This is a genomic window from Streptomyces sp. SM18 (assembly GCF_002910775.2).
Classification (GTDB): Bacteria; Actinomycetota; Actinomycetes; order Streptomycetales; family Streptomycetaceae; genus Streptomyces; species Streptomyces halstedii.
The window spans coordinates 4,643,701-4,664,712 of sequence record NZ_CP029342.1 but is presented as its reverse complement, the minus strand read 5'-3'; the positions used below and the strand labels follow the sequence as shown (position 1 = coordinate 4,664,712).

At 72.3% G+C, this 21,012-nt stretch carries 19 protein-coding genes; 7 read left to right on the top strand and 12 right to left on the bottom strand.

All coding sequences use genetic code 11. From position 1 onward, the window contains the following. Positions 1-22: 22 nt before the first annotated feature. From B9S64_RS21240 to B9S64_RS21220, 5 genes are all read right to left on the bottom strand, one after another. Positions 23-439, bottom strand: a complete 417-nt coding sequence (locus B9S64_RS21240) for a TadE/TadG family type IV pilus assembly protein (RefSeq protein ID WP_103490671.1) — start codon at positions 437-439, stop codon at positions 23-25. Positions 440-445: 6 nt separating this feature from the next. Beyond that, entirely contained in the window at positions 446-859 is a 414-nt protein-coding gene (locus B9S64_RS21235; RefSeq protein ID WP_103490670.1) for a pilus assembly protein, read from the bottom strand. Between the two features lie 4 nt (positions 860-863). Then, on the bottom strand, positions 864-2,132 hold the full coding sequence (locus tag B9S64_RS21230) for an AAA family ATPase (protein ID WP_103490669.1): 1,269 nt from the start codon (positions 2,130-2,132) through the stop codon (positions 864-866). A gap of 7 nt (positions 2,133-2,139) precedes the next feature. After that, positions 2,140-2,844 (bottom strand): Flp pilus assembly protein CpaB, encoded by a 705-nt coding sequence (gene cpaB, locus B9S64_RS21225; RefSeq protein ID WP_028439027.1) that lies wholly within the window; start codon positions 2,842-2,844, stop codon positions 2,140-2,142. A 76-nt stretch (positions 2,845-2,920) separates the two neighbouring features. Beyond that, positions 2,921-3,784, bottom strand: coding sequence for a hypothetical protein (locus B9S64_RS21220; protein WP_258037805.1), 864 nt, complete (start codon positions 3,782-3,784; stop codon positions 2,921-2,923). Between the two features lie 559 nt (positions 3,785-4,343). Between B9S64_RS21220 and B9S64_RS21210 the strand changes: the two genes are divergently transcribed. Further along, a complete protein-coding gene (locus B9S64_RS21210) occupies positions 4,344-6,071 on the top strand; it encodes a chitinase (protein ID WP_103490667.1) in 1,728 nt (575 codons plus the stop codon). Between the two features lie 142 nt (positions 6,072-6,213). Here the strand turns inward: B9S64_RS21210 and B9S64_RS21205 are convergent, their stop codons facing one another. The 3 genes from B9S64_RS21205 to B9S64_RS21195 are packed head-to-tail and all read right to left on the bottom strand — an operon-like array spanning position 6,214 to position 8,486. After that, positions 6,214-6,624, bottom strand: a complete 411-nt coding sequence (locus B9S64_RS21205) for a RidA family protein (RefSeq protein ID WP_028439030.1) — start codon at positions 6,622-6,624, stop codon at positions 6,214-6,216. Positions 6,625-6,630: 6 nt separating this feature from the next. Then, positions 6,631-7,389 carry an IclR family transcriptional regulator gene (locus B9S64_RS21200; RefSeq protein WP_103490666.1) on the bottom strand — a complete coding sequence of 253 codons (759 nt, stop codon included), beginning with the start codon at positions 7,387-7,389 and terminating at the stop codon, positions 6,631-6,633. Continuing rightward, the gene (locus B9S64_RS21195) at positions 7,386-8,486 is read right to left on the bottom strand and encodes a sugar kinase (protein WP_103490665.1); all 1,101 of its coding nucleotides are present in this window, start codon (positions 8,484-8,486) and stop codon (positions 7,386-7,388) included. The genes B9S64_RS21200 and B9S64_RS21195 overlap by 4 nt, the downstream gene beginning before the upstream one ends. 61 nt (positions 8,487-8,547) lie before the next feature. Here B9S64_RS21195 and B9S64_RS21190 point away from each other — a divergent pair, with 61 nt between their 5' ends. Both B9S64_RS21190 and B9S64_RS21185 read left to right on the top strand, forming a co-directional pair. After that, positions 8,548-9,933: an alanine racemase gene (locus tag B9S64_RS21190; RefSeq protein WP_228869222.1), complete on the top strand. Its 1,386-nt coding sequence runs from the start codon at positions 8,548-8,550 to the stop codon at positions 9,931-9,933. A 39-nt stretch (positions 9,934-9,972) separates the two neighbouring features. Then, a complete protein-coding gene (locus tag B9S64_RS21185) occupies positions 9,973-11,598 on the top strand; it encodes an amidohydrolase family protein (RefSeq protein WP_103490664.1) in 1,626 nt (541 codons plus the stop codon). 95 nt (positions 11,599-11,693) lie between these two features. On the opposite strand, the gene B9S64_RS21180 is transcribed toward B9S64_RS21185, so the two are convergent. Then, entirely contained in the window at positions 11,694-12,533 is an 840-nt protein-coding gene (locus tag B9S64_RS21180) for a serine protease (protein WP_037879077.1), read from the bottom strand. A 164-nt stretch (positions 12,534-12,697) separates the two neighbouring features. After that, positions 12,698-13,057: a hypothetical protein gene (locus tag B9S64_RS21175; protein ID WP_103490663.1), complete on the bottom strand. Its 360-nt coding sequence runs from the start codon at positions 13,055-13,057 to the stop codon at positions 12,698-12,700. A gap of 77 nt (positions 13,058-13,134) precedes the next feature. Here B9S64_RS21175 and B9S64_RS21170 point away from each other — a divergent pair, with 77 nt between their 5' ends. From B9S64_RS21170 to B9S64_RS21160, 3 genes are all read left to right on the top strand, one after another. Next, entirely contained in the window at positions 13,135-13,947 is an 813-nt protein-coding gene (locus B9S64_RS21170) for an arylamine N-acetyltransferase (RefSeq protein ID WP_103490662.1), read from the top strand. 259 nt (positions 13,948-14,206) lie between these two features. After that, complete coding sequence (locus B9S64_RS21165; RefSeq protein WP_103490661.1) at positions 14,207-15,418, top strand: pyridoxal phosphate-dependent aminotransferase; 1,212 nt, start codon at positions 14,207-14,209, stop codon at positions 15,416-15,418. A gap of 90 nt (positions 15,419-15,508) precedes the next feature. Next, a complete protein-coding gene (locus B9S64_RS21160) occupies positions 15,509-15,904 on the top strand; it encodes a hypothetical protein (protein ID WP_103490660.1) in 396 nt (131 codons plus the stop codon). Between the two features lie 231 nt (positions 15,905-16,135). Here the strand turns inward: B9S64_RS21160 and B9S64_RS21155 are convergent, their stop codons facing one another. Further along, the gene (locus tag B9S64_RS21155; RefSeq protein ID WP_103490659.1) at positions 16,136-17,971 is read right to left on the bottom strand and encodes a phosphoenolpyruvate carboxykinase (GTP); all 1,836 of its coding nucleotides are present in this window, start codon (positions 17,969-17,971) and stop codon (positions 16,136-16,138) included. A gap of 213 nt (positions 17,972-18,184) precedes the next feature. Between B9S64_RS21155 and B9S64_RS21150 the strand changes: the two genes are divergently transcribed. After that, entirely contained in the window at positions 18,185-18,871 is a 687-nt protein-coding gene (locus B9S64_RS21150) for a hemolysin III family protein (RefSeq protein WP_103490658.1), read from the top strand. A 59-nt stretch (positions 18,872-18,930) separates the two neighbouring features. Here the strand turns inward: B9S64_RS21150 and B9S64_RS21145 are convergent, their stop codons facing one another. Next, entirely contained in the window at positions 18,931-20,952 is a 2,022-nt protein-coding gene (locus B9S64_RS21145; protein ID WP_103490657.1) for a thioredoxin domain-containing protein, read from the bottom strand. Positions 20,953-21,012: the final 60 nt, after the last annotated feature.

The window sequence follows — 21,012 nt, the reverse complement described above, 5'->3', positions numbered from 1 at the left end:
TCCTCGGGTGGGGTGGGTGCGCTCAGTCGCGGCGCGTGCTGGCGGAGTCCCGCGGCATGGTGGCGGACTTCTCGACCGTCCGCCCCCCGAGCAGGCCGAGCAGGACGTCCGGTATGTCCACCGTGACCTTCACCGTGACGGTGTCGCCCCCGGTCGGCGGGCCGATCCGTGCCCGGCCGGCGACCCAGCCGGTCATGGACGCCCTGCCGACGCGGTCGTACGACGCGGACAGGTCCTCCTGCGAGGCGGCGCGGGCGGCCGCCCTGGCTCCGGTGCCCGCCTGCTGGGCGGTGTACGCGACCAGTCCCAGCTGCAGCCCGGCCATGCCGATGAGGATGAGCACCGGGAGGAACCCGAGGTATTCGAGGGCGGTCGAGCCACGGTCCCCGCGGCGTCCGGTCAGGGCCCCGGCCGGGCCCGGCCTCCGTGACGGCTTCATGCCGCGTCACCTTCCTTCCACGGGTGCGCCGGCCGTCGCCACGACCGGGATGGGAAGCCCGGCGAATCCGGGGAAGAGCACGGGGGCCCGCAGCGAGACGCGTGCGGTGGCCACGCCGCCGCTGCCGCCGAGGTGGCAGTCGATGTCCGCCGAGCCCTCCCAGGCGCCGGGCAGCCGCTCGTGCACGGCGTCGAGGCAGGCGGCCGTACTGCCGTGGGTGCCCGCGCCGGCCGCCTTGCGCGCCCCCTCGTCCGCGGCGCCGCCGGCCAGGGTGAAGGTGTAGCCCACCAGGACCGCCTGCCAGAGCAGCACCAGGGTCACCAGGATGATGGGCACCATCCCGGTGAACTCGACGATCAGCTGTCCCCGGTCGCCTCCCGGCCGTGCCGGTATCCGCCCGCGCGCCCTCGTGGTCCGCATCGCCTCAGCCTCCCCCGCCGGGTGTGCCGCCCCTGCGCCTGCGGCCTCCGATCGCGCCCCTGTCGCCGCGGAGCGCACCGCCGCGCTGCGCCGCCCGGGGAGCGGCCTTCACCAGTCCGAGTTCTCCGGCCACGGCCCACAGGGCCTGTTTCACCGTGGAGCGGGCGTCCAGTTCGTGCATGCGCCCGGAGTCCACCGCGCCCTGGAGTTCCTTGAAGTTGGCCGGTACCGCCGTGCCCGCCAGTCGGGTTCCGGTGATCCGCTGGATCAGCGGCGGCTGGATCTCGGTGGTGCGGCTGAAGCGGTTGACGAGGGTGACCGTCTCCTCGGCCTTGCGGATCTGGAGCCGGTCCCACATCCGGACGATGCGTTTGGCGCCCCGCACGGCGACCACGTCGGGGGTCGTCACCAGCACGGCGGTGTCGGCCATCTCGATCGCCGTGGCGTTGGCGCCGTTCATCTGGCTTCCGCAGTCGACGACGACGATCTCGTACCGCGAGCGCAGGGCGGTGACGATCTGGCGGGCGGAGCGGTCGCTGACCTCTTCGCCGCGCTCGCCCTCGCCCGGTGCCAGCAGCAGGGCCAGTCCCGTGTCGTGGGAGAAGACGGCGTCGGACAGCACCCGGGGCGAGATGTCGGTGATCGTGGCCAGGTCGACGACCGAGCGCCGGAACTGCACGTCGAGGTAGGCGGCGACGTCGCCGTTCTGGAGGTCCAGGTCCACGAGGGCGGTCGCGTGCCCCGACGCCTGTGCGGCCAGGGCGAGCTGGACGGCGGTGAGGGTGGTCCCCACGCCGCCCTTGGCCCCGGTGACGGTGACGACGGTGCCGCCGGGTCCCGCGAGGGCGTCGCCGCCCGTCCCGAGGTGGCGCCGCATCCCGGTGGACCACTGGGCGGCGGCCTGCACCCGGTGGGCGAGTTCCTCGTAGCTCAGCGGGAGCGTGCCCAGGCCCCGGGCGCCCGCGTCCATGGCCGCGGCGAAGAGGCCGGGGCTGGCGTCCGACGTGATCAGCACGACCCCGACGGCGGGGAAGCGCAGGGAGACCTCCCGGATCAGTTCCAGGGCGGGCACCGGACCGATCCGCTCGTGCACCAGCACGACCTCGGGCAGCTCCTCGACGGACTCCCCGGCCAGCCGGGCGAGGGTGTCGACGAGCTGGGTCGAGTCACCGACCGGGGCCGCCGGTTCCGCCTCGGGGAGCTGGCTGAGCAGGGTGATGACGGACCTGGCCGCGTCGGCGTCGCCGACGGCCGGGAGGATTCTCGTGGTCATCCCGTCCTCACTTGTCCTTGTCGAGCGTGTAGGTGCGGTCGCCGGGGCGGATGGTGCCGTCGCTGCCGGGGGCGATCAGCGCGAGCCGTACGTGCTGCGCGAAGGATTCCGCGTAGGCGACGCGCTGGGTGTCGAGGGTGTCGAGGGCGAAGGTGATCGGCACGGCCTCGGTGGCCCGGTTCCGGTCGTCCTTGCGGGGCTCCAGCGGGGTCAGTTCACCCACGTCGAGCACCTTGGCGTTGGAGACGATGACCTTGGACTGGGGTGCGTCGCCCTCCCGTTCGCCCTCGAAGGTGGCGTAGATGTTCACCTTGTCGTTGGGCCGGATCTTGCCCGCCACACCGGTCGCCGCGTCGATCATGATGGCGATCTCCTGCTCCCCCGGCCGCAGTTGCGGGCTGCGCACCATCATGTCGGACTGCATCAGGGAGCCCTTCTTCAGCTCGGTGACCGCGATCTTGCCGTTGATCTCCGAGAGATCGGTGACGGCGTTGGCCGAGAGCCAGCGTTTGGGCATCGAGACCTTCTCGAACTGCTTCTCGTTCAGGGCGGTGTAGGGCGGGACGGCTGTCCTGAGCCGGTAGGCGTCGACCTCCGGACCCACCTTGGAATTGACGTCGCTGATGACCGAGAGCACCCCGGCGAAGGCGCCGAAGGCGCACAGGACCGACAGGATCAGGAGTATCACGCCGCGGCGCTGACGGGAGTTCATGGGCGGGACGACCTCGCTGGGTTCGGATCGGGGGCGGCGGGCGGGTGCACGCGCGGGCCACGGGGCACGGCGCGCGTCAGGGGCCGGGAAGCGCGGGGGTCGTGTGGTGCGGGGTACGCGCCGCGCGGGTGCGGCCGGCCGGGGCCGACGGTGCCGAGCAGAATCCGCAGCGGTCCCCTATCAGCTCCATTCCGCACCAGTGGCAGCTCTCCCGCCGGACGGAGGACACGAGTTGGTAGAGCACCGAGACGTCGGGGAGGTAGGAGGCGAACTCCACCAGTTTCCCGGTGCCCCACCACCGGGGGGACACGGCGGGCAGCGCGCACTCCTGGACGGCCTGGACGTTCCAGGCGGGGGCCAGCGTCTGCCGTACCCAGTCGGAGGTCAGCCGGCCCTGGGCGACGAGCAGATGGGTGCCGTACTCGGGTCCGGCGGGCGGCTCGGTGGCGGAGCCGATCCTGACGAGCTGGGGGCGCGGGGACGCGAGTACGGCGAACTGGGCGCCGGGGACCCAGGACTTGGCGTGTGTCCTGAGGCTGACGGGCACCCGGTCGAGCCGGGCCACCGAGCTGAGGAGGGCGCCGGCGTGGATGTAGTGGGCCAGCAGCCGGGCGGCCGACGCCACCACTCCGGGGCTGAAGTCGCAGAGGGACAACTGGCGTAACTGGCGCACCAGTACGGCGACGCCCAGCGGGGGCAGGTCCACCTTGAGCAGGGCGATGCGGTCGCTCTCCAGGACCGACCGGACGGCGTGCATCCGGCGTTCATGGGCGGGGTCGATCCCCGCGGGGTAGACGGCGATCACATGGCCGTGCTGTTCCAGGAGAAGGTGCATGTCGCCGGTGGCCGGCTCGAAATCCTGTGCGCCCGGGGCCTGGAGGAGGGCGGCGGTCGGGGTGTGCTGATCGGTCGGCGGCAGCACCAGATCGGCGCTTGTCACTGCTATTGCGGTCGGCACGCTCTTCCCCGTTCGGCTTCGGCCGCCGTCGTGGTGACGTGGGCCGCAATCGCTCCTGCTCGGTACTTCTTCCTCAGCACTTTAGCCACGTCCCACCAGGCAGAGAATAGGAATCGGGGTCGAGAACGGCGATGTCCAGCACGTACGTTCGCAAGGCCCGCGTACGAAAAGGGGCGTAGCCCGAGCTGGTTAACTCCTGTACCACTGCGGAGGGTTACGCCCGCCCCGAAGGTTTGAACTCACGGCATTTCGTCCCCGCACGTCAGGGCCGATAGGGAACGCTTTCCCGAGGCGATTCGGAAATCCGTTCCGTCACGGTCGCCCGGCCCCGGCCGCATCACCCGTACGCGTGCCCCCTCGTGGGCGCCGGACCCGGCCCGCACGCCCGTCCGAGGGGGCCCGGCCGGCCCTCCCGACGACGGCCCGCGGGCATCCGTGCCGCCAGAGGTCTTGACAACCTGATTGGTCTGGACCAGTTTATGCGCCAACGGTGGCCACCGTTCCCGCCCGCATCCCCCAACTCCCCCACCGGAGGCAGCAAGTGGAACGCTCCGCAGGCAGCAGTCGAAGAAGCCGCCGCTCCCGACCCCTCCTCGGCGGAGCCGTCGCCGTGCTCGCGGCCGGAGCCCTGTCCGTGACCGGGCTGGCCGGCAGCGCCCAGGCGGCGGACATCAACGTCGCCAAGAACGCCGGGTTCGAGAACGGCCTCACCGGCTGGACCTGTTCCGCCAACAGCGGTACGACCGTCTCCTCCCCCGTGCACGGCGGCACCGCCGCGCTCAAGGCCACCCCCAGTGGCCAGGACAACGCCCGGTGCGCCCAGTCGGTGGCCGTGAAGCCCGGCTCCACCTACACGCTGAGCTCCTGGGTGCAGGGCGGGTACGCCTACCTCGGCGCGAGCGGCACCGGCACCACCGACGTCTCCACCTGGACGCCGGGCAGCACCGGCTGGACGCAGCTGCGGACCAGCTTCACCACCGGCCCGTCCACCACCTCGGTGACCGTCTACACCCACGGCTGGTACGGCCAGGCGGCCTACCTCGCCGACGACGTCGAGGTCGTCGGACCGGACGGCGGCGGCGGTACGGACCAGCCCGGTCCCGCGGTCCCCGGCGCCCCGGCCGGGCTGACCGTCGGCACCACCACGTCCTCGTCCGTGGCCCTCTCCTGGAACACGGTCTCCGGCGCCACCGGCTACACCGTCTACCGGGACGGCGCCAAGGCGACCACCACCACCGGCACCTCGGCGACGGTGGGCCAACTGGCCGCCGACACCGCCTACCAGTTCTCGGTGAGCGCCACCAACGCCGCCGGTGAGTCGGTCAAGTCGGCCACGGTCAGCGGGCGTACGGCCAAGTCGGACACCCCCGGCCCCTCGACCTCCGTGCCCAAGCACGCGGTGACCGGCTACTGGCAGAACTTCAACAACGGCGCCGCCGTCCAGAAGCTCAGCGACGTGCCCGCGGCCTACGACATCATCGCCGTCTCCTTCGCGGACGCCACCTCCACGCCCGGCGCCGTCACCTTCAACCTGGACTCGGCGGGCCTGAACGGCTACACCGTCGCCCAGTTCAAGACCGACATCAAGGCCAAGCAGGCCGCGGGGAAGAACATCATCATCTCCGTCGGCGGTGAGAAGGGCACGGTCTCGGTCAACAGCGACGCCTCCGCGAACGCGTTCTCCGACTCGCTGTACGCCCTGATCCAGGAGTACGGCTTCAACGGGGTCGACATCGACCTGGAGAACGGCCTCAACTCCACCTACATGACGAAGGCGCTGCGCTCGCTGTCCGCGAAGGCGGGCTCCGGCCTCGTCATCACGATGGCGCCGCAGACCATCGACATGCAGTCCACGTCCGGTGAGTACTTCAAGACGGCGCTCAACATCAAGGACATCCTGACCGTCGTCAACATGCAGTACTACAACAGCGGTTCGATGCTGGGCTGCGACGGCAAGGTCTACTCGCAGGGTTCGGTGGACTTCCTCACCGCGCTCGCCTGCATCCAGCTGGAGGGCGGCCTCGCCCCGTCGCAGGTCGGTCTCGGTGTCCCCGCCTCCACCCGGGGCGCGGGCAGCGGCTACGTCGCCCCGTCGGTCGTGAACGCGGCCCTGGACTGCCTCGCCAAGGGCACCAGCTGCGGTTCCTTCAAGCCGTCCAAGACGTACCCGGACATCCGCGGCGCGATGACCTGGTCGACGAACTGGGACGCCACGGCCGGTAACGCCTGGTCCGGCGCGGTCGGCCCGCACGTCCACGGCCTTCCGTAACCCCCCGCTCCCACCCCGATGACCCGCAGCGCCGCCGCTCCCCCGGCGGCGCTGTCGGCGTCCCGGACCGTGCGGGCAGGCCCGTACGGTGCGGGCAGGCCCGTACGGTGCGGGCAGGCCCGTACGGGCGGGAGGGCCCGGCTCAGCCCAGGACGGCGAGGGCGTCGATCTCGATGAGCAGCCCCTTGGGCAGGCCCACGTAGACCGTCGTACGGGCGGCGGCGGGGGCGGTGAGGCCCTGCTCCTCGAAGTACGCGTTGTAGAGGGCGTTCATCTCGGCGAAGTGGTCGACGTCCGTGAGGTAGACACGCATCATCATCACGTCGTCCCAGCTCGCGCCGCCCTCTTCCAGGATCGCCTTGACGTTGGCGAAGGTCTGGAGGGTCTGCTCGCGCAGGGTGGGGCCGGCCGGGGTGGGTGCCTGGCCCTCCACGGCGGGCAGGAAGCCGACCTGACCGGCGACCTGGAGGATGTTGCCCTTCCGCACGCCGTGCGAGAACTTCGCGGGCGGGGTGGTGTGGGTGCTGGGGGTGAGAGCGGTCTTCTCGGTCATGGCGGTTCATGCCTTCTTCGTGTGGGTGGTACCGGAGTAGTCCCGGCTGACGGCGTCGGCGGTGCGGCGCACCAGCGGGAGGAGGGTGAGGAGTTCCTCGGCGGTGACGACCACGTTCGGCGCGGACACCGACATGGCGGCGACGACCCGCCCGTCCGCGCCCCGGACGGGCGCGCCGACGCAGTTGATGGACTCCTCGTGGCCGCCGAGGTCGGTGGCCCATCCCTGTTCGCGCACGACGGCGAGCTCCCGGAGGAAGGCGCCTGCGTTCGGGGTCGAACGGGACGTGTACATGGGGTAGTCGAGCCGTTCGGCGATCGCGCGCCGCTCCGGCTCGGCCAGGTCGGCGAGGAGCAGCTTGGCGACCGCGGCGACGGTGATCGCGACGGGCTTGCCGATCCGCGAGTACATCCGCACGGGGTAGCGGCTCTCCACCTTGTCGATGTAGAGGACCTCGTGCTCCTCGTACACGGCGAGGTGGACGGTGTGCCCGCACCGCTCGTTGAGCTCGACGAGGTGGGGGTGGGCGATCTCGCGTACGTCGAGGTTCTCGACCGCTTCCTGGGCGAGGGAGAAGAGCCGGGCGCCGAGCCGGTAGCGCTGGTCCTGCTGGCGGTAGACGAGCCCGTGCTCGTGGAGCGTCCGCAGCAGGCGCAGTGCCGTGGACTTGTGGACGCCGAGCCGCTCCGCGACCTGGCCGAGGTCGGCGGGGCCCTGGGCCAGCAGCGGCAGGATGCTCAGCGCGCGGTCGACGGTCTGGCTCATGTGGCTTCGGCCTCCTCGTTCGCCCCTTCGTCCGTCCAGCCGGGGCCGAGACGAAGTGTGCCCCAGGCGGTGTCGTCCAGGGCGGCGAGGCGGTCGGCGTGCGGGCGGGCGGGGGGTGCGGTGAGGTCGCCGGGAACGGTGAGGACGGCGGCGGCCATCAGGTGCCCGTGCCGGGCCCGCTCCCGTACGGGCAGGCCGCGCAGGGTGGCGGAGAGGAACCCGGCGGCGAACGCGTCACCGGCGCCGACGGGGGCGACCACCTCCACCCGGAGCGCGGGGACGTCGGTCACGGTGTCGGGGCGTCCCCCGCCGGTGCGGGAGAGGACGGTGGCGCCCTCCGCGCCCCGCTTGACGACGAGGACGTCCGGCTCGGGCAGCGCCGCCCGGACGGCTCGCGTGCCGCGGACGCCCCAGACCTCCTCCGCCTCGTCCTCCCCGACGAAGACCAGGTCGCAGCGGCGGGCCAGCTCCAGCAGCACCTCGGGCCCCGGCTCGCGGCCCCGCCACAGGCCGGGCCGGTGGTTGACGTCGAAGGAGAGCAGGGGGCGGCCGGGGCGGGGTGCGGTCAGGTCGTGGAGCAGGGCCAGGCAGTCGGCGGAGAGCGCGGCGGTGATGCCGGACAGGTGCAGGACGCGGCCGCCGGAGAGGACGTCACGGGGGACGTTGTCCGGGGACATCGCGGAGGCGGCGGAGCCCGCCCGGTAGTACGCCACCTCGTGGACGTCGGTGGCCCGGTCCGTCGCGGTGCGGAAGTAGACGCCGGTGGGGCGGTCCGGGTCGCGGCGTACGGCGGAGGTGTCCACCCCGTACGCGCCGACGGCCTCGACGAGGTGGTCCCCGAAGCCGTCCGCGCCGACCCGGCTGACCCACGTCACGGTGTGTCCGGCCGAGGCCAGGGCACAGGCGACGTTGGACTCGGCGCCGCCGATGGTCCGGGAGAAGGAGGGGACGTCGGCGAGGCGGCCGGGCCGGGAGGGCAGGAACGTCACCATGGACTCGCCGAGGCAGACGACGTCCGTGTCCGCGGCGGGTGTCCTGGCTGCGGATCCGGGCACGCTGGCTCCTCCTGGTCGGCCGTGGGCGCCGGTGGGGACCATTGACCCGGCATCGGCTCGGATGTTAGACAGCGTCGAGCGATATGCGCAATGACCGTTGCACATGGCGCAACACCCACTCTCCGAGGAGGATCCCTTGGCCGTCGAGCAGCAGCCCGCCGACCGGTCCGCCGGACAGCCCACGGACCGGCCGCGCGCGGGAGCCGTGGCGGACGCCGTCGCGGCACTCGCCGACGAACGCGTCGACCACCGCTTCAAGGGCCTGCCGCCCGACGCGGAGGGCCTGACCGTCGGCGCCCTGGCGGCCGAGCGCCGGAACCTGTTCACCGGCGGGTTCACCACCCCCGTGCTGGCGCTCTCCGCCGAGTCCGTGGAGGCCAACCTCGCCCTCCTGGAGGCGTACACCGAGCGGCACGGGCTGGCCTTCGCACCGCACGGCAAGACGTCGATGTCCCCGGAGCTCTTCGCCCGCCAGCTGGAGCACGGCGCCTGGGGCATCACCGCCGCCGTCCCCCACCAGGTACGGGTCTACCGGGCGTACGGCATCCGCCGGATCTTCCTGGCCAACGAGGTCGTGGACCCGGTCGCCCTGCGGTGGCTGGCCGCCGAACTGGACGCCGACCCGGACTTCACCTTCGTCTGCTACGTGGACTCGGCGCGCGGCGTCGAGCTGATGGACGAGGCGCTGCGCGCGGCCGGTGCCACACGCCCCGTCGATGTCGTCGTGGAGCTGGGAGCGGGGCAGGGCGCGCGCACCGGCGCCCGCACGGAGGCCGACTGCGCGGCGGTCGCCGACGCCGTGGCCGCCGTACCCACGCTGCGCCTGGTGGGCGTCGCCGGGTACGAGGGCGAGGTCCCCGACGCCTCCCCCGAGCGGGTACGGGAGTGGCTCGGCCGGCTCGTGGCGCTGGCCGCCGGCTTCGACGCGGCCGGCCGCTTCGGCGCCCTGGCCGCCGACGAGGAGATCGTCCTCAGCGCGGGCGGCAGCGCCTGGTTCGACACGGTCGCCGAGGTCTTCGCGGACGTCCCGGAGCTGAGCCGCCCGGTGTGCACGCTGCTGCGCTCGGGCGCGTACGTCAGTCATGACGACGGCCACTACCGCCACCTCACCCCCTTCAACCGCCACCCCGACGAGGGCGCGCTGCGCCCCGCGTTCCGGCTCTGGGCGCAGGTCGTGTCGCGGCCCTCGCCCGACCAGGCCTTCGTCAACGCGGGCAAGCGCGACGCGGCCCACGACCTCGACCTCCCCGAGGCGCAGGTGATCCGCTCCGCGCGCGACGGCTCGGTCCGCCCGGCCACCGGTGTCACGGTCACCGGCCTGTCCGACCAGCACGGCTGGCTCCGCACGGACGCGGGCACCGGTCTGGAGGTCGGGGACTGGGTCGGCATGGGGCTCTCGCACCCCTGCACGTCCTTCGACAAGTGGCAGCTGATCCCGCTGGCCGAGGCCGACGGCACCGTCACCGGCTACCTCCGCACCTTCTTCTGACCCCGGCGGGCCGCCCCCGCCCCGAAAGGCGAAACCCTCATGGACCTGGTCATCCGCGACGCCCGCGTCGTCGACGGTTCCGGCGCGCCCTCCTACCGCGCCGACGTGGGTGTCACGGACGGCCGGATCACCGAGATCCGCCGGGAGGGCGACGGCCCGCGCCCCACCGGCGCCCGCACCCTGGACGCCGACGGGCTGGCGCTCTCCCCCGGTTTCACCGACATGCACGCGCACAGCGACCTGGCCCTGCTGCGCGACCCCGACCACAGCGCGAAGGCCGCCCAGGGCGTCACCCTGGAGGTCCTCGGACAGGACGGGCTGTCCTACGCCCCCGCCGACGACCGGACCCTGTCCGAGGTGCGGCGCGCCATCGCCGGCTGGAACGGCGACGGCTCCGGCGTCGACTTCGACTGGCGCACCGTGGGCGGCTACCTGGACCGCCTGGACCGCAACTTCGGCGGCCAGGGCATCGCGGTCAACGCCGCCTACCTCGTCCCGCAGGGCACCGTGCGGATGCTCGCGGTGGGCTGGGAGGACCGTCCGGCCACCGAGTCCGAACTGGTCCGGATGAAGGACCTGGTCGCCCAGGGGATGACCGAGGGCGCCGTCGGCATGTCCTCAGGCCTGACGTACACCCCGGGGATGTACGCGAGCGGTTCCGAACTCACCGAGCTGTGCCGGGTGGTGGCCCGGTACGACGGCTACTACTGCCCGCACCACCGCTCGTACGGCGCCGGGGCGCTCGCCGCGTACGAGGAGATGGTCCGGCTCACCCGTGACGCCGGCTGCGCCCTGCACCTGGCGCACGCCACCATGAACTTCGGTGTCAACGAGGGCAGGGCCCCCGACCTCCTCGCCCTGCTGGACGACGCCCTGGCGGCGGGTGCCGACATCTCGCTGGACACCTATCCGTACACCCCCGGCTGCACGACGCTGGTGGCGATGCTGCCGAGCTGGGCCGGGGCGGGCGGGCCCGAGTCGGTCCTGACGCGGCTCGCGGACGAGGCGGATGCCGAGCGGATCCGCCACCATCTGGAGTCCGTGGGCTCGGACGGCTGCCACGGCGTACCCATCGACTGGGACACCATCGAGATCTCGGGTGTCGGCGCGCCGGAGCTGGCCGGATACGTCGGCCGTACGGTCGCCGAGTCCGCCCGGACGCGTGGTGAGGCGCCCTGGGTGACGGCCCGCCGGCTGCTGACCGAGGACCGGCTCGGCACGACGATCCTCCAGCACGTCGGCCACGAGGAGAACGTCCGGGAGATCATGCGCCACCGGGTGCACACCGGGGGCAGCGACGGCATCCTCCAGGGCGACAAGCCGCACCCGCGCGCCTACGGCACCTTCCCGCACTATCTCGGCCGGTACGTCCGTGAGCTGGGCGTCCTGTCCCTGGAGGAGTGCGTCGCCCATCTGACCTCCCGCCCCGCCGCGCGGCTGCGCCTGCCGGACCGGGGGCTCGTCCGCGAGGGCCACCGCGCCGACCTGGTCCTCTTCGACCCGGACACGGTGGCGGCCGGCTCCACGTTCGACGAGCCGCGCACCCTGCCGGTGGGCATCCCGCACGTGCTGATCGACGGCCGCTTCGTCATCGAGGACGGCCGCCGCACGTCCGTCCTGGCGGGCCGCGCGGTACGGGGAGCCGGGCGCCCGGTCCGGCCCTGAACGCGTGGCGGGGCCGGGCCGGGAGGCCGGAGGCCCGGCGGCGAGGCCCAGGGGCGGAGGCGGGAGTCCCACCGCCCCTGGGGAGGTGAGGGGTCCTACGGCTTGGGCAGGGCGCAGCCCGTCCGGTTCAGGTCGATCTGGTTGCCGGGGCCGACGCACGGCACGATGCCGTACGTCTGCTGGGCGTAGTTGATGCCCTTGCGGACGGTCACGGCCCCGTTCTCGTCGACCTCGCACGGGTTGTTGTCCGTGCACCGCTGGCCGTCCTCGTTCCCGGTGTTGTTGACCGCGACCACCTTGCCGGTCGTGTCGCTGATCACCGGGGACCCGGAGGTGCCGCCGATCGTCTGGCAGGCGGAGGTGTAGCGGACCGAGTCCTTCCAGGTCCAGGAGCCCTCCTTGAGGCGGTAGGCGAACCCGTCGACGGCGCAGCTGTACATGCGCTTCCAGTAGCCGGAGGCGACGGTGATCGCGGTGCCCTGCGCCGGGCGCGCGGAGTCGAGTTCCAGGGCCTTGATGCCGTAGGAGCTCTCGATCTGGGCGTACGTACGCGTCAGCTGGTACAGCGAGACGTCGGTGTCCGTCATCGTGCCGTAGGCGATCTTGGACGCGCGCAGGGTGCCGACGCCGCTGCCCGCCGCGTTCAGCAGGGTGAAGCTGCGGGTCGAGGACCGGTTGAGCAGGACCTGACCGGGACCGGGGAAGCCGGTCTCCAGGCAGTGGCCGTTGGACAGCACGAGGGCGGGGTCGTCCGGCTGGGACGCGGGCACGCGGACGACCGAGCCGGAGCAGTTGCTGAGCGCGACAGTGCCGGCGAAGTTGACCGCCTTGGCACGGACTTGCGGCGCGTCCGTCGTCCCGGCGGCGGCCGCCGGTGCGACACCCGCCCCGAGGAGCAGAACGGAAAGAAACGCTCCGACGAGAGGCTTCTTCATGTGGGGGTCCCCTCCAGGTATGCCGTGACCGGAGTTCTTCCGGTTTTGACATGCGCATGCTTCTGTATGGAGGGGCGCCCCACAAGGGGCGAAATCCAGCCACGTTTCCCGTCCCGTCGAACGGTGAGGGCGCGCCGGGACGGTCCGCGCCGGCGGCCCGCCCTTCACCCTTCGGAAGCCGCCCCCGGAGCACTCTCGGCCCTCGCCGTCTCCTTGGCGTACCCCACCGCCGCGAGCAGGCTCAGCGCCGGCTCCGCCTCACGCAGCGTCTTGATGGCCCGCACCGAGTCGGGCGGCCCCTCGTATCCCGCGGCGTCGAGCCGCTGGCGCACCCACCGGGCGCGCAGTTCGGCGTCCGGGACGGCGGCGGCCTCGGCGACGAGCGCGAGGGCCCGTTCCAGGCCGGGGCGCTCGGCGTCCGGGGCGGTGTCCAGGGCCCGCCTGAGCCGCTCGGTGATCGCGTCCGCCTCCCGTACCAGGAGCGCGGCGCCGTCGTGCTTGGTCTGCGTGCCGAAACCGATCATGCGGGGAGCCTGCCCCGGACCGGCCGCGCCCGCACCGGATTTGAGATACATCTGAGCCGTCTGCGTACTGTCGGGGAATGACACTCGACCTCGACGCCTACTTCGCCCGCATCGGCTGGACCGGAGAGCGGCGTCCCACCGCGCACGTCCTGCGTTCCGTCCACCGCAAGCATGTGTGCGGCATCCCGTTCGAGAACCTGGAGTCCGCCCTCGGCGGCGTCCCGTCCCTCGCGGTGCCCGACCTGGAGGCGAAGCTCGTCCGCTCCGCGCGCGGCGGGTACTGCTACGAGCAGAACACCCTGCTGGCCGCCGCCCTGACGGAGCTGGGCTTCCGGGTGACGCTGCTGGCCGCGCGGGTGGTCGTCGGGGCGGCGCCCGGTGACGTCCGGCCGCGGACCCACATGCTGCTGGAGGTCCTGGCCGAGGACGAGCCCACGCCCTTCGTGGCGGACGTCGGCTTCGGGTCGACGGGGGCGCTCCTGGAGCCCGTCCCGCTCGTGGTGGACGCCGTGCTGTCCGACGCCCCGCGCCGCCACCGCCTGGTCCACGCCCCGCACGACGGGCCGCTGGAGCTGTGGGAGTTGCAGACGGACAAGGGCGGCGTCTGGGAGCCGCAGTACGAGTTCACCCTGGAGCCCTTCGAGGCACCGGACTTCGAGGTCGCCAACTGGCACATGGCGACCTACCCGCGCTCACCGTTCCGGGAGGTGGTGTACGCCCAGCGCACCCTGCCGGGACTCCACCTGGCGCTCTCCGGCCGGACCTATGTGCGCACGGCGGACGACGGCACGGTCCAGGAGCGCGAGCTGGACAGCGCGGCGGAGGTCGTGCGGGTGCTGTCCGAGGACTTCGGCCTGCGGCTCCCCGAGGGGACCGTCCTGCCCGGATAGGCCGGGGTGCCCGAGCGGCGCCGCGTGGCGCCGGTGTCCGAGGGGCGTCCCGGACCGGCGCCGCGTGGCGCATCTCACCCGTTCCGCCCGCCACGCCCGTAATCCAAGCCCCGGCGCCGCCCCGACCGGTCCTTCCCACGGTCCCCGGCCGGGGCGGCATGCCGATGGAAGAGCCGACGCCGCGCGGGCCGTCCGTCGCGGGACCGGCACGGCCGCGCACCGGGCGCACCGTGCGAAACACGGTCGTAAGCTCGCAGCCATGCAGGTCATCCAGTCAACGAAGCTCTCCGGCGTCTGTTACGAGATCCGCGGCCCCGTGCTCGAAGAGGCCATGCGGCTGGAGGCGGCGGGCCACCGCATCCTCAAGCTCAACACGGGCAACCCCGCGGCCTTCGGCTTCGAGTGCCCGCCGGAGATCCTGGAGGACATCCTGCGCAACCTCTCGGGGGCGCACGGGTACGGCGACGCGAAGGGACTGCTGTCCGCGCGCCGCGCGGTGATGCAGCACTACCAGACCAAGGGGATCGACCTCGGAGTCGAGGACGTCTACCTGGGCAACGGCGTCTCCGAGCTGATCCAGATGTCGATGCAGGCGCTGCTCGACGACGGCGACGAGGTGCTCGTCCCCGCCCCGGACTACCCGCTGTGGACCGCCTCGGTCTCGCTGGCCGGCGGTACGGCGGTGCACTACCGCTGCGACGAGCAGGCCGACTGGATGCCGGACCTCGCCGACGTCGAACGCCGGATCACCGACCGCACCAAGGCGATCGTGATCATCAACCCGAACAACCCGACCGGCGCGGTGTACGACGAGGAGATGCTGCGCGGCCTGACGGAGATCGCCCGCCGCCACCATCTGGTCGTCTGCTCCGACGAGATCTACGACCGGATCCTGTACGACGGCGCCACCCACACCCCGACCGCGGCCGTCGCCCCGGACCTGATGGTCCTCACCTTCAACGGGCTCTCCAAGAACTACCGGATCGCCGGTTACCGCTCCGGCTGGATGGCCGTCTGCGGTCCGAAGGCGCACGCCTCCTCGTACATCGAGGGACTGACGGTCCTGGCCAACATGCGGCTCTGCGCCAACATGCCGGCCCAGCACGCGGTGGCCACCGCGCTCGGCGGGCGGCAGTCGATCGAGGACCTGGTGCTGCCGGGCGGGCGGATCCTGGAGCAGCGGGACATCGCGTACGACCTGCTGACGCGGATCCCCGGGGTGACCTGTGTGAAGCCGAAGGGGGCGCTGTACCTCTTCCCCCGGCTGGATCCCAAGGTGTTCAAGATCAAGGACGACCGGCAGATGGTCCTGGACCTGTTGCGGGCCGAGAAGATCATGGTGGTGCAGGGCACCGGCTTCAACTGGCCGGATCCGGACCATTTCCGGGTGGTCACGCTGCCCCCCGCCAAGGACCTGACCGACGCGGTGACCCGGATCGGCCGCTTCCTGGACGGTTACAGCCAGCCCTGAGCGCGGTCGAACCGGAGTTGTCCGGATCATGCACAACTTTAGACTGGATCTAAGATAGGATGGCCTGACTGTAACGTCAGGAGGCCACCCATGTACGAGCCGATCCGCACCAAATCGGTCCACACATCGGCCGACCACGCCGATTTCCCGCACCGCAGCCGTGAGGACGAGCTGGACATCCAGCTCGCCGGGCACCTCGGCGCCCTGCTCGCGGTCACCGACGAACTCGGGCTCACCGCCGAAGGCGACCGCATCGCGGCCCAGGTGGCCCGGCTACGGGGCGCCCCGCCCGCCCGCCACGCCGGACGGACCGACGCCCCGGCACCGGCCCTGCGCCGCCGCGCCCACGCCCTCGCGGGCCGGGCCCTGGTGGTCGCCGCGTCCCGCGCCGACACGGCGGTCGCGATCCTCGCCGCCGAGGCCATGGACGCGCACACCGCGGCCCTGTCCCCCACCGACCCCACCGCCCTGGTGGGCGCACCCTGACGGCCCGGTCCACACGTCCCGCCCGGCACCACAGGCACTGGCCCACGCATCGCCCGCCGGGCAGCGCGCCCCCCGCCCCCGCACAGCACACCGCCCCGCCGGGTTCGCGCCCGGCGGGGCGGTGCGGGGGCCGGCCCGGAGAGGTGAGGGGGTGCTCCGGGTCCGGGCCGCGGCGGTGGTCGTTTCCACAGGTCAGGGCGGATGACATGACGCCCGCCGCGGGGATCGGGGTCAGCCCAGGCGCCGCACCAGGGCGTGGTACTCGTCCCACAGCTCCTTCGGCGTGTGGTCGCCGAAGGTGTCGAGGTGCTCCGGGATCAGCGCGGCCTCCTCGCGCCAGACGTCGGTGTCGACGGTGAGGAGGAACTCCAGGTCGGACTGGTCGATGTCCAGACCGTCGGTGTCCAGGGCGCCCTTGGCCGGCAGGACGCCGATCGGGGTCTCGACGCCCTCGGCCGTGCCCTCCAGGCGTTCGACGATCCACTTCAGGACGCGGCTGTTCTCACCGAAGCCCGGCCAGACGAACTTCCCCGCGTCGTTCTTGCGGAACCAGTTGACGTAGTAGATCTTCGGCAGCTTGGACTGGTCGGCCTTGTCCGCGCCGACGTCCAGCCAGTGCCGCATGTAGTCGCCCATGTTGTAGCCGCAGAACGGCAGCATGGCGAACGGGTCGCGGCGCAGCTCACCGACCTTGCCCTCGGCGGCGGCGGTCTTCTCGGAGGCGACGTTGGCACCGAGGAAGACACCGTGCTGCCAGGTCAGGGACTCGGTGACCAGCGGGACGGCGGAGGCGCGACGGCCGCCGAAGAGGATGGCCGAGATCGGCACCCCCTTGGGGTCCTCCCACTCCGGGGCGATGATCGGGCACTGGCCGGCCGGCACCGTGAAGCGGGCGTTGGGGTGGGCGGCGGGCGAACCAGACTCGGGGGTCCAGTCGTTGCCCTTCCAGTCCGTGAGGTGCGCGGGCGGCTCCTCGGTCATGCCCTCCCACCACACGTCGCCGTCGTCGGTGAGGGCGACGTTGGTGAAGACGGAGTTGCCCCACATCGTCTTCATCGCGTTGGCGTTGGTGTGCTCACCGGTGCCGGGCGCGACACCGAAGAAGCCGGCCTCCGGGTTGATCGCGTACAGCCGGCCGTCCTCGCCGAACCGCATCCAGGCGATGTCGTCACCGACGGTCTCCACGGTCCAGCCGGGGATCGTGGGCTCCAGCATGGCGAGGTTGGTCTTGCCGCAGGCGCTCGGGAACGCGGCGGCGATGTACTTCGGGCTCGCCGACTCCCCACGCGGCGGGGTGAGTTTGAGGATCAGCATGTGCTCGGCGAGCCAGCCCTCGTCGCGGGCCATCACGGAGGCGATGCGCAGCGCGTAGCACTTCTTGCCGAGGAGGGCGTTGCCGCCGTAGCCGGATCCGTACGACCAGATCTCGCGGTCCTCCGGGAAGTGCGAGATGTACTTGGTGGAGTTGCAGGGCCAGGGGACGTCGCTCTCACCGTCCGCGAGCGGGGCGCCGAGGGTGTGGACGGCCTTGACGAAGAAGCCGTCGTCGCCCAGTTCGTCCAGGACCGCCCGGCCCATGCGTGTCATGGTGCGCATCGAGACGGCGACGTACGCGGAGTCGGTGAGCTCCACCCCGATCGCGGAGAGCGGGGAGCCGACGGGGCCCATGCAGAACGGGACGACGTACATCGTGCGACCGCGCATGGCGCCCCGGAAGACGCCCCGCTCCCCGGTGAAGATCTCGCGCATCTCCGCGGGAGCCTTCCAGTGGTTCGTCGGGCCCGCGTCCTCCTCCTTGCGGGAGCAGATGAAGGTGCGGTCCTCGACGCGGGCGACATCGCTCGGATCGGACGCGGCGTAGTACGAGTTGGGGCGCTTGACCGGGTCGAGTCTCGTGAAGGTGCCCTTGGCGACGAGCTCCTCGCACAGGCGCTCGTACTCGGCCTCGGATCCGTCGCACCAGACCACCTGGTCCGGCTCGGTGATTGCCGCGATCTCGTCCACCCAGGAGGCGAGCTCCCGGTGGTTGGTCGGAACAGTGAGGGGAGCCGCGATGTCGCGCGCCACGATCGCTCCTTGGAGTGGGTTTCTGTGGAAGAGGCCCCATGGGGGCTGCGGCCCGGATGCTTCGTCCCCCATGCTGGCGCTCATCCGGTACCGACCGCACTCATTTGATGTTCCACTCCTCGCGCCCATATGTCCAGAGGGCCGCCCAAGTGAGCGGGCGTGACCATCGCCACTCGAATCCGTTACCTACGGAGGCGTAGGTAGCATGCGGTCATGACTTCTGCCGCCGCAGCCTCCGGGCCCGTCGAGCTCACCGCCCCCGTCCCTGTGAAGCCACGGCTGCGCGGCTGGCTGCACGCGGGCATGTTCCCCGCGGTGCTCATCGCGGGGATCGCCCTCATCGCGCTCACGGACAGCACCCGCGCGCGGATCGCCTGCGCGGTCTACATCCTCACGGCGTGCCTGCTCTTCGGCGTGAGCGCCGTCTACCACCGCGGCACCTGGGGCCCGCGCGGCGAGGCGGTGCTGCGCCGGCTGGACCACGCCAACATCTTCCTGATCATCGCGGGCACCTACACCCCGCTGACGCTGCTCCTGCTGCCGGAGTCCACCGGCCGGCCGCTCATGTGGGCGGTCTGGGGCGCGGCGGCGGCTGGTATCGCCTTCCGGGTGTTCTGGGTCGGCGCCCCGCGCTGGCTCTACACCCCGTGCTACATCGCGATGGGCTGGGCGGCAGTGTTCTTCCTGCCGGACTTCATGCGGACGGGCGGCATAGCCGTCCTCGTCCTCGTCGTCGTGGGCGGGCTGCTCTACAGCGCGGGCGGGGTGATCTACGGCATCAAGCGGCCGAACCCCTCACCGCGCTGGTTCGGTTTCCACGAGGTCTTCCACTCGCTGACGCTGGCGGCGTTCGTCGTGCACTACGTCGGCATCTCCCTGGTCGCCTACCAGCACGGCTGAGCACACCCGCCGTACGTGAGGAGGGCCCGGCCGCCACGGCCGGGCCCTCCTCGCGTGTCTCAGCCGCCGAGCTTCCGCTCCAGCTCCGTCACGTCCGTGGCCGGGGCGTCGCACACGAAGTGCCGGCAGACGTACGCCGTCGGCGCCCCGTCCACCCGCGGCCGGTCCACCAGCAGCGGGAACTCCCCACCGCCCTCGGGCGCCTCCCCCGCGGCGACCACGGCACCGGGCGCCCGCCCGAGCAGCGCCGCCCGGTGCAGTTCCCCGCCGACCGGCCCGGCCACCGCCACCTCACGGGGCCCGTCCAGCAGCGCCTCGGCGACGGCCAGCCCCCAGCCGATGAACCGGGGCGCCTTCGGTCCCAGCGCCTTCACCACCCCGAGCGCCCCCTCGGCGGCCGTGCGGTGCGCCTCGGAGCCGGTGTGCGCGGCGTACGACAGGAGCGCGCCGGCGGCCGCGGTCCAGCCGGCCGGGGTGGCGCTGTCGGTGGGGTCCTGCGGCCGGCGGATCAGCCGTTCCGCGTCGTCCGCGGTGTCGTACAGCTGACCGTGCTCACCGGTGAAACGCTCCAGCACGATGTCCAGCAGGAATCCGGCGAAATCCAGCCAGGCACCCTCGCCCGTGACCGAGGCCAGCGCGAGGAATCCTTCCGCCACATCGCCGTAGTCCTCCAGGACCCCGGCGTTGTCGCCCGCCCGGCCGTCCCTGGAGGTGCGGCAGAGCCGGGCGGTGTCGCCCATGTGGACCCGTACAAGCAGATCGGCGGCCTCGGTGGCGCGCTCGATCAGGTCGGGCCGGTCGAAGTAGGCGCCGGTCTCGGCGAGCGCGGCGACGGCCAGCCCGTTCCAGGCGGCGACGACCTTGTCGTCGCGCTCCGGGCGCACCCGCGACCCGCGTGCGGCCAGCAGCCGGGCCCGTACGTCCGCGACGCGCGCCGGGTCCTCGTCCGGGCCGGACCGCACGAGGCGGAGCACCGAGGAACCCTCCTCGAAGGTGCCCTCGTCGCTCACCCCGAAGTACCCGGCGGCGAAGGCCGCGTCCTCCTCGCCCAGCACCTCGCGCAACTGCGCGGGCGTCCAGACGTAGTAGGCGCCCTCGACGTGCCGGCCCTCGGCGTCCTCGCTGTCGGCGTCCAGCGCCGAGGCGAAACCGCCCTCGGCCGTGCGCAGTTCGCGGACCATGAAGTCGGCGGTCTCCAGCGCCACCCGGCGGGCCAGGCCGGAGCCGGTGGCGCGCCACAGATGGGCGTACACCCGGCACAGCAACGCGTTGTCGTAGAGCATCTTCTCGAAGTGCGGGACGACCCACTCCCGGTCCACCGAGTAGCGGGCGAACCCGCCGCCGAGCTGGTCGTAGATCCCGCCCCGCGCCATCGCCGCACAGGTGTCGGCGGCCATCTCCAAGGCGCCCTCGGCCCCCGTGCGGGCGTGGTGGCGCAGCAAGAACTCGACGGCCATGGACGGCGGGAACTTGGGCGCCCCGCCGAACCCGCCGTGCTTCTCGTCGTACTCCCGGCTCAGCGCGAGCAACGCCTGCGCCAGCTCAGGTTCGCCGGGCACACCGCCGTCACCGCCGTGCGACAGGGAGCGGCCGGCGAGATCGGTGACGATGCGTCCGGCGACCTCCGCGACCTCCGCGCGCCGACCGGTCCAGGCGGCGGCGACCCCTTCGAGGACCTGCCGGAAGGAGGGCATGCCGTGGCGGGGCTCCGGCGGGAAGTAGGTGCCGAAGTAGAAGGGTTCGGCGTCCGCGGTGAGGAAGACGGTCATCGGCCAGCCGCCCTGACCGGTCGCGGCCTGCACGGCCTCCATGTACACGGCGTCGACGTCGGGCCGCTCCTCGCGGTCGACCTTCACGGCCACGAAGTGCTCGTTCAGATACGCCGCCAGCTCCGCGTCCTCGAACGATTCGTGCGCCATGACGTGGCACCAGTGGCAGGCCGAGTAGCCGACCGACAGCAGAACGGGCACATCACGCCGCCGGGCCTCCTCGAAGGCGTCCGGCCCCCAGGGCCACCAGTCGACGGGATTGTCGGCATGCTGAAGCAGATAAGGCGAGGTCACACCAGCCAACCGGTTCATGCGATCCAGCCTCTCACAGGGCCCCGCTCCGCCAAGGAAGCCCGCGAAGGTTCCGCCCCG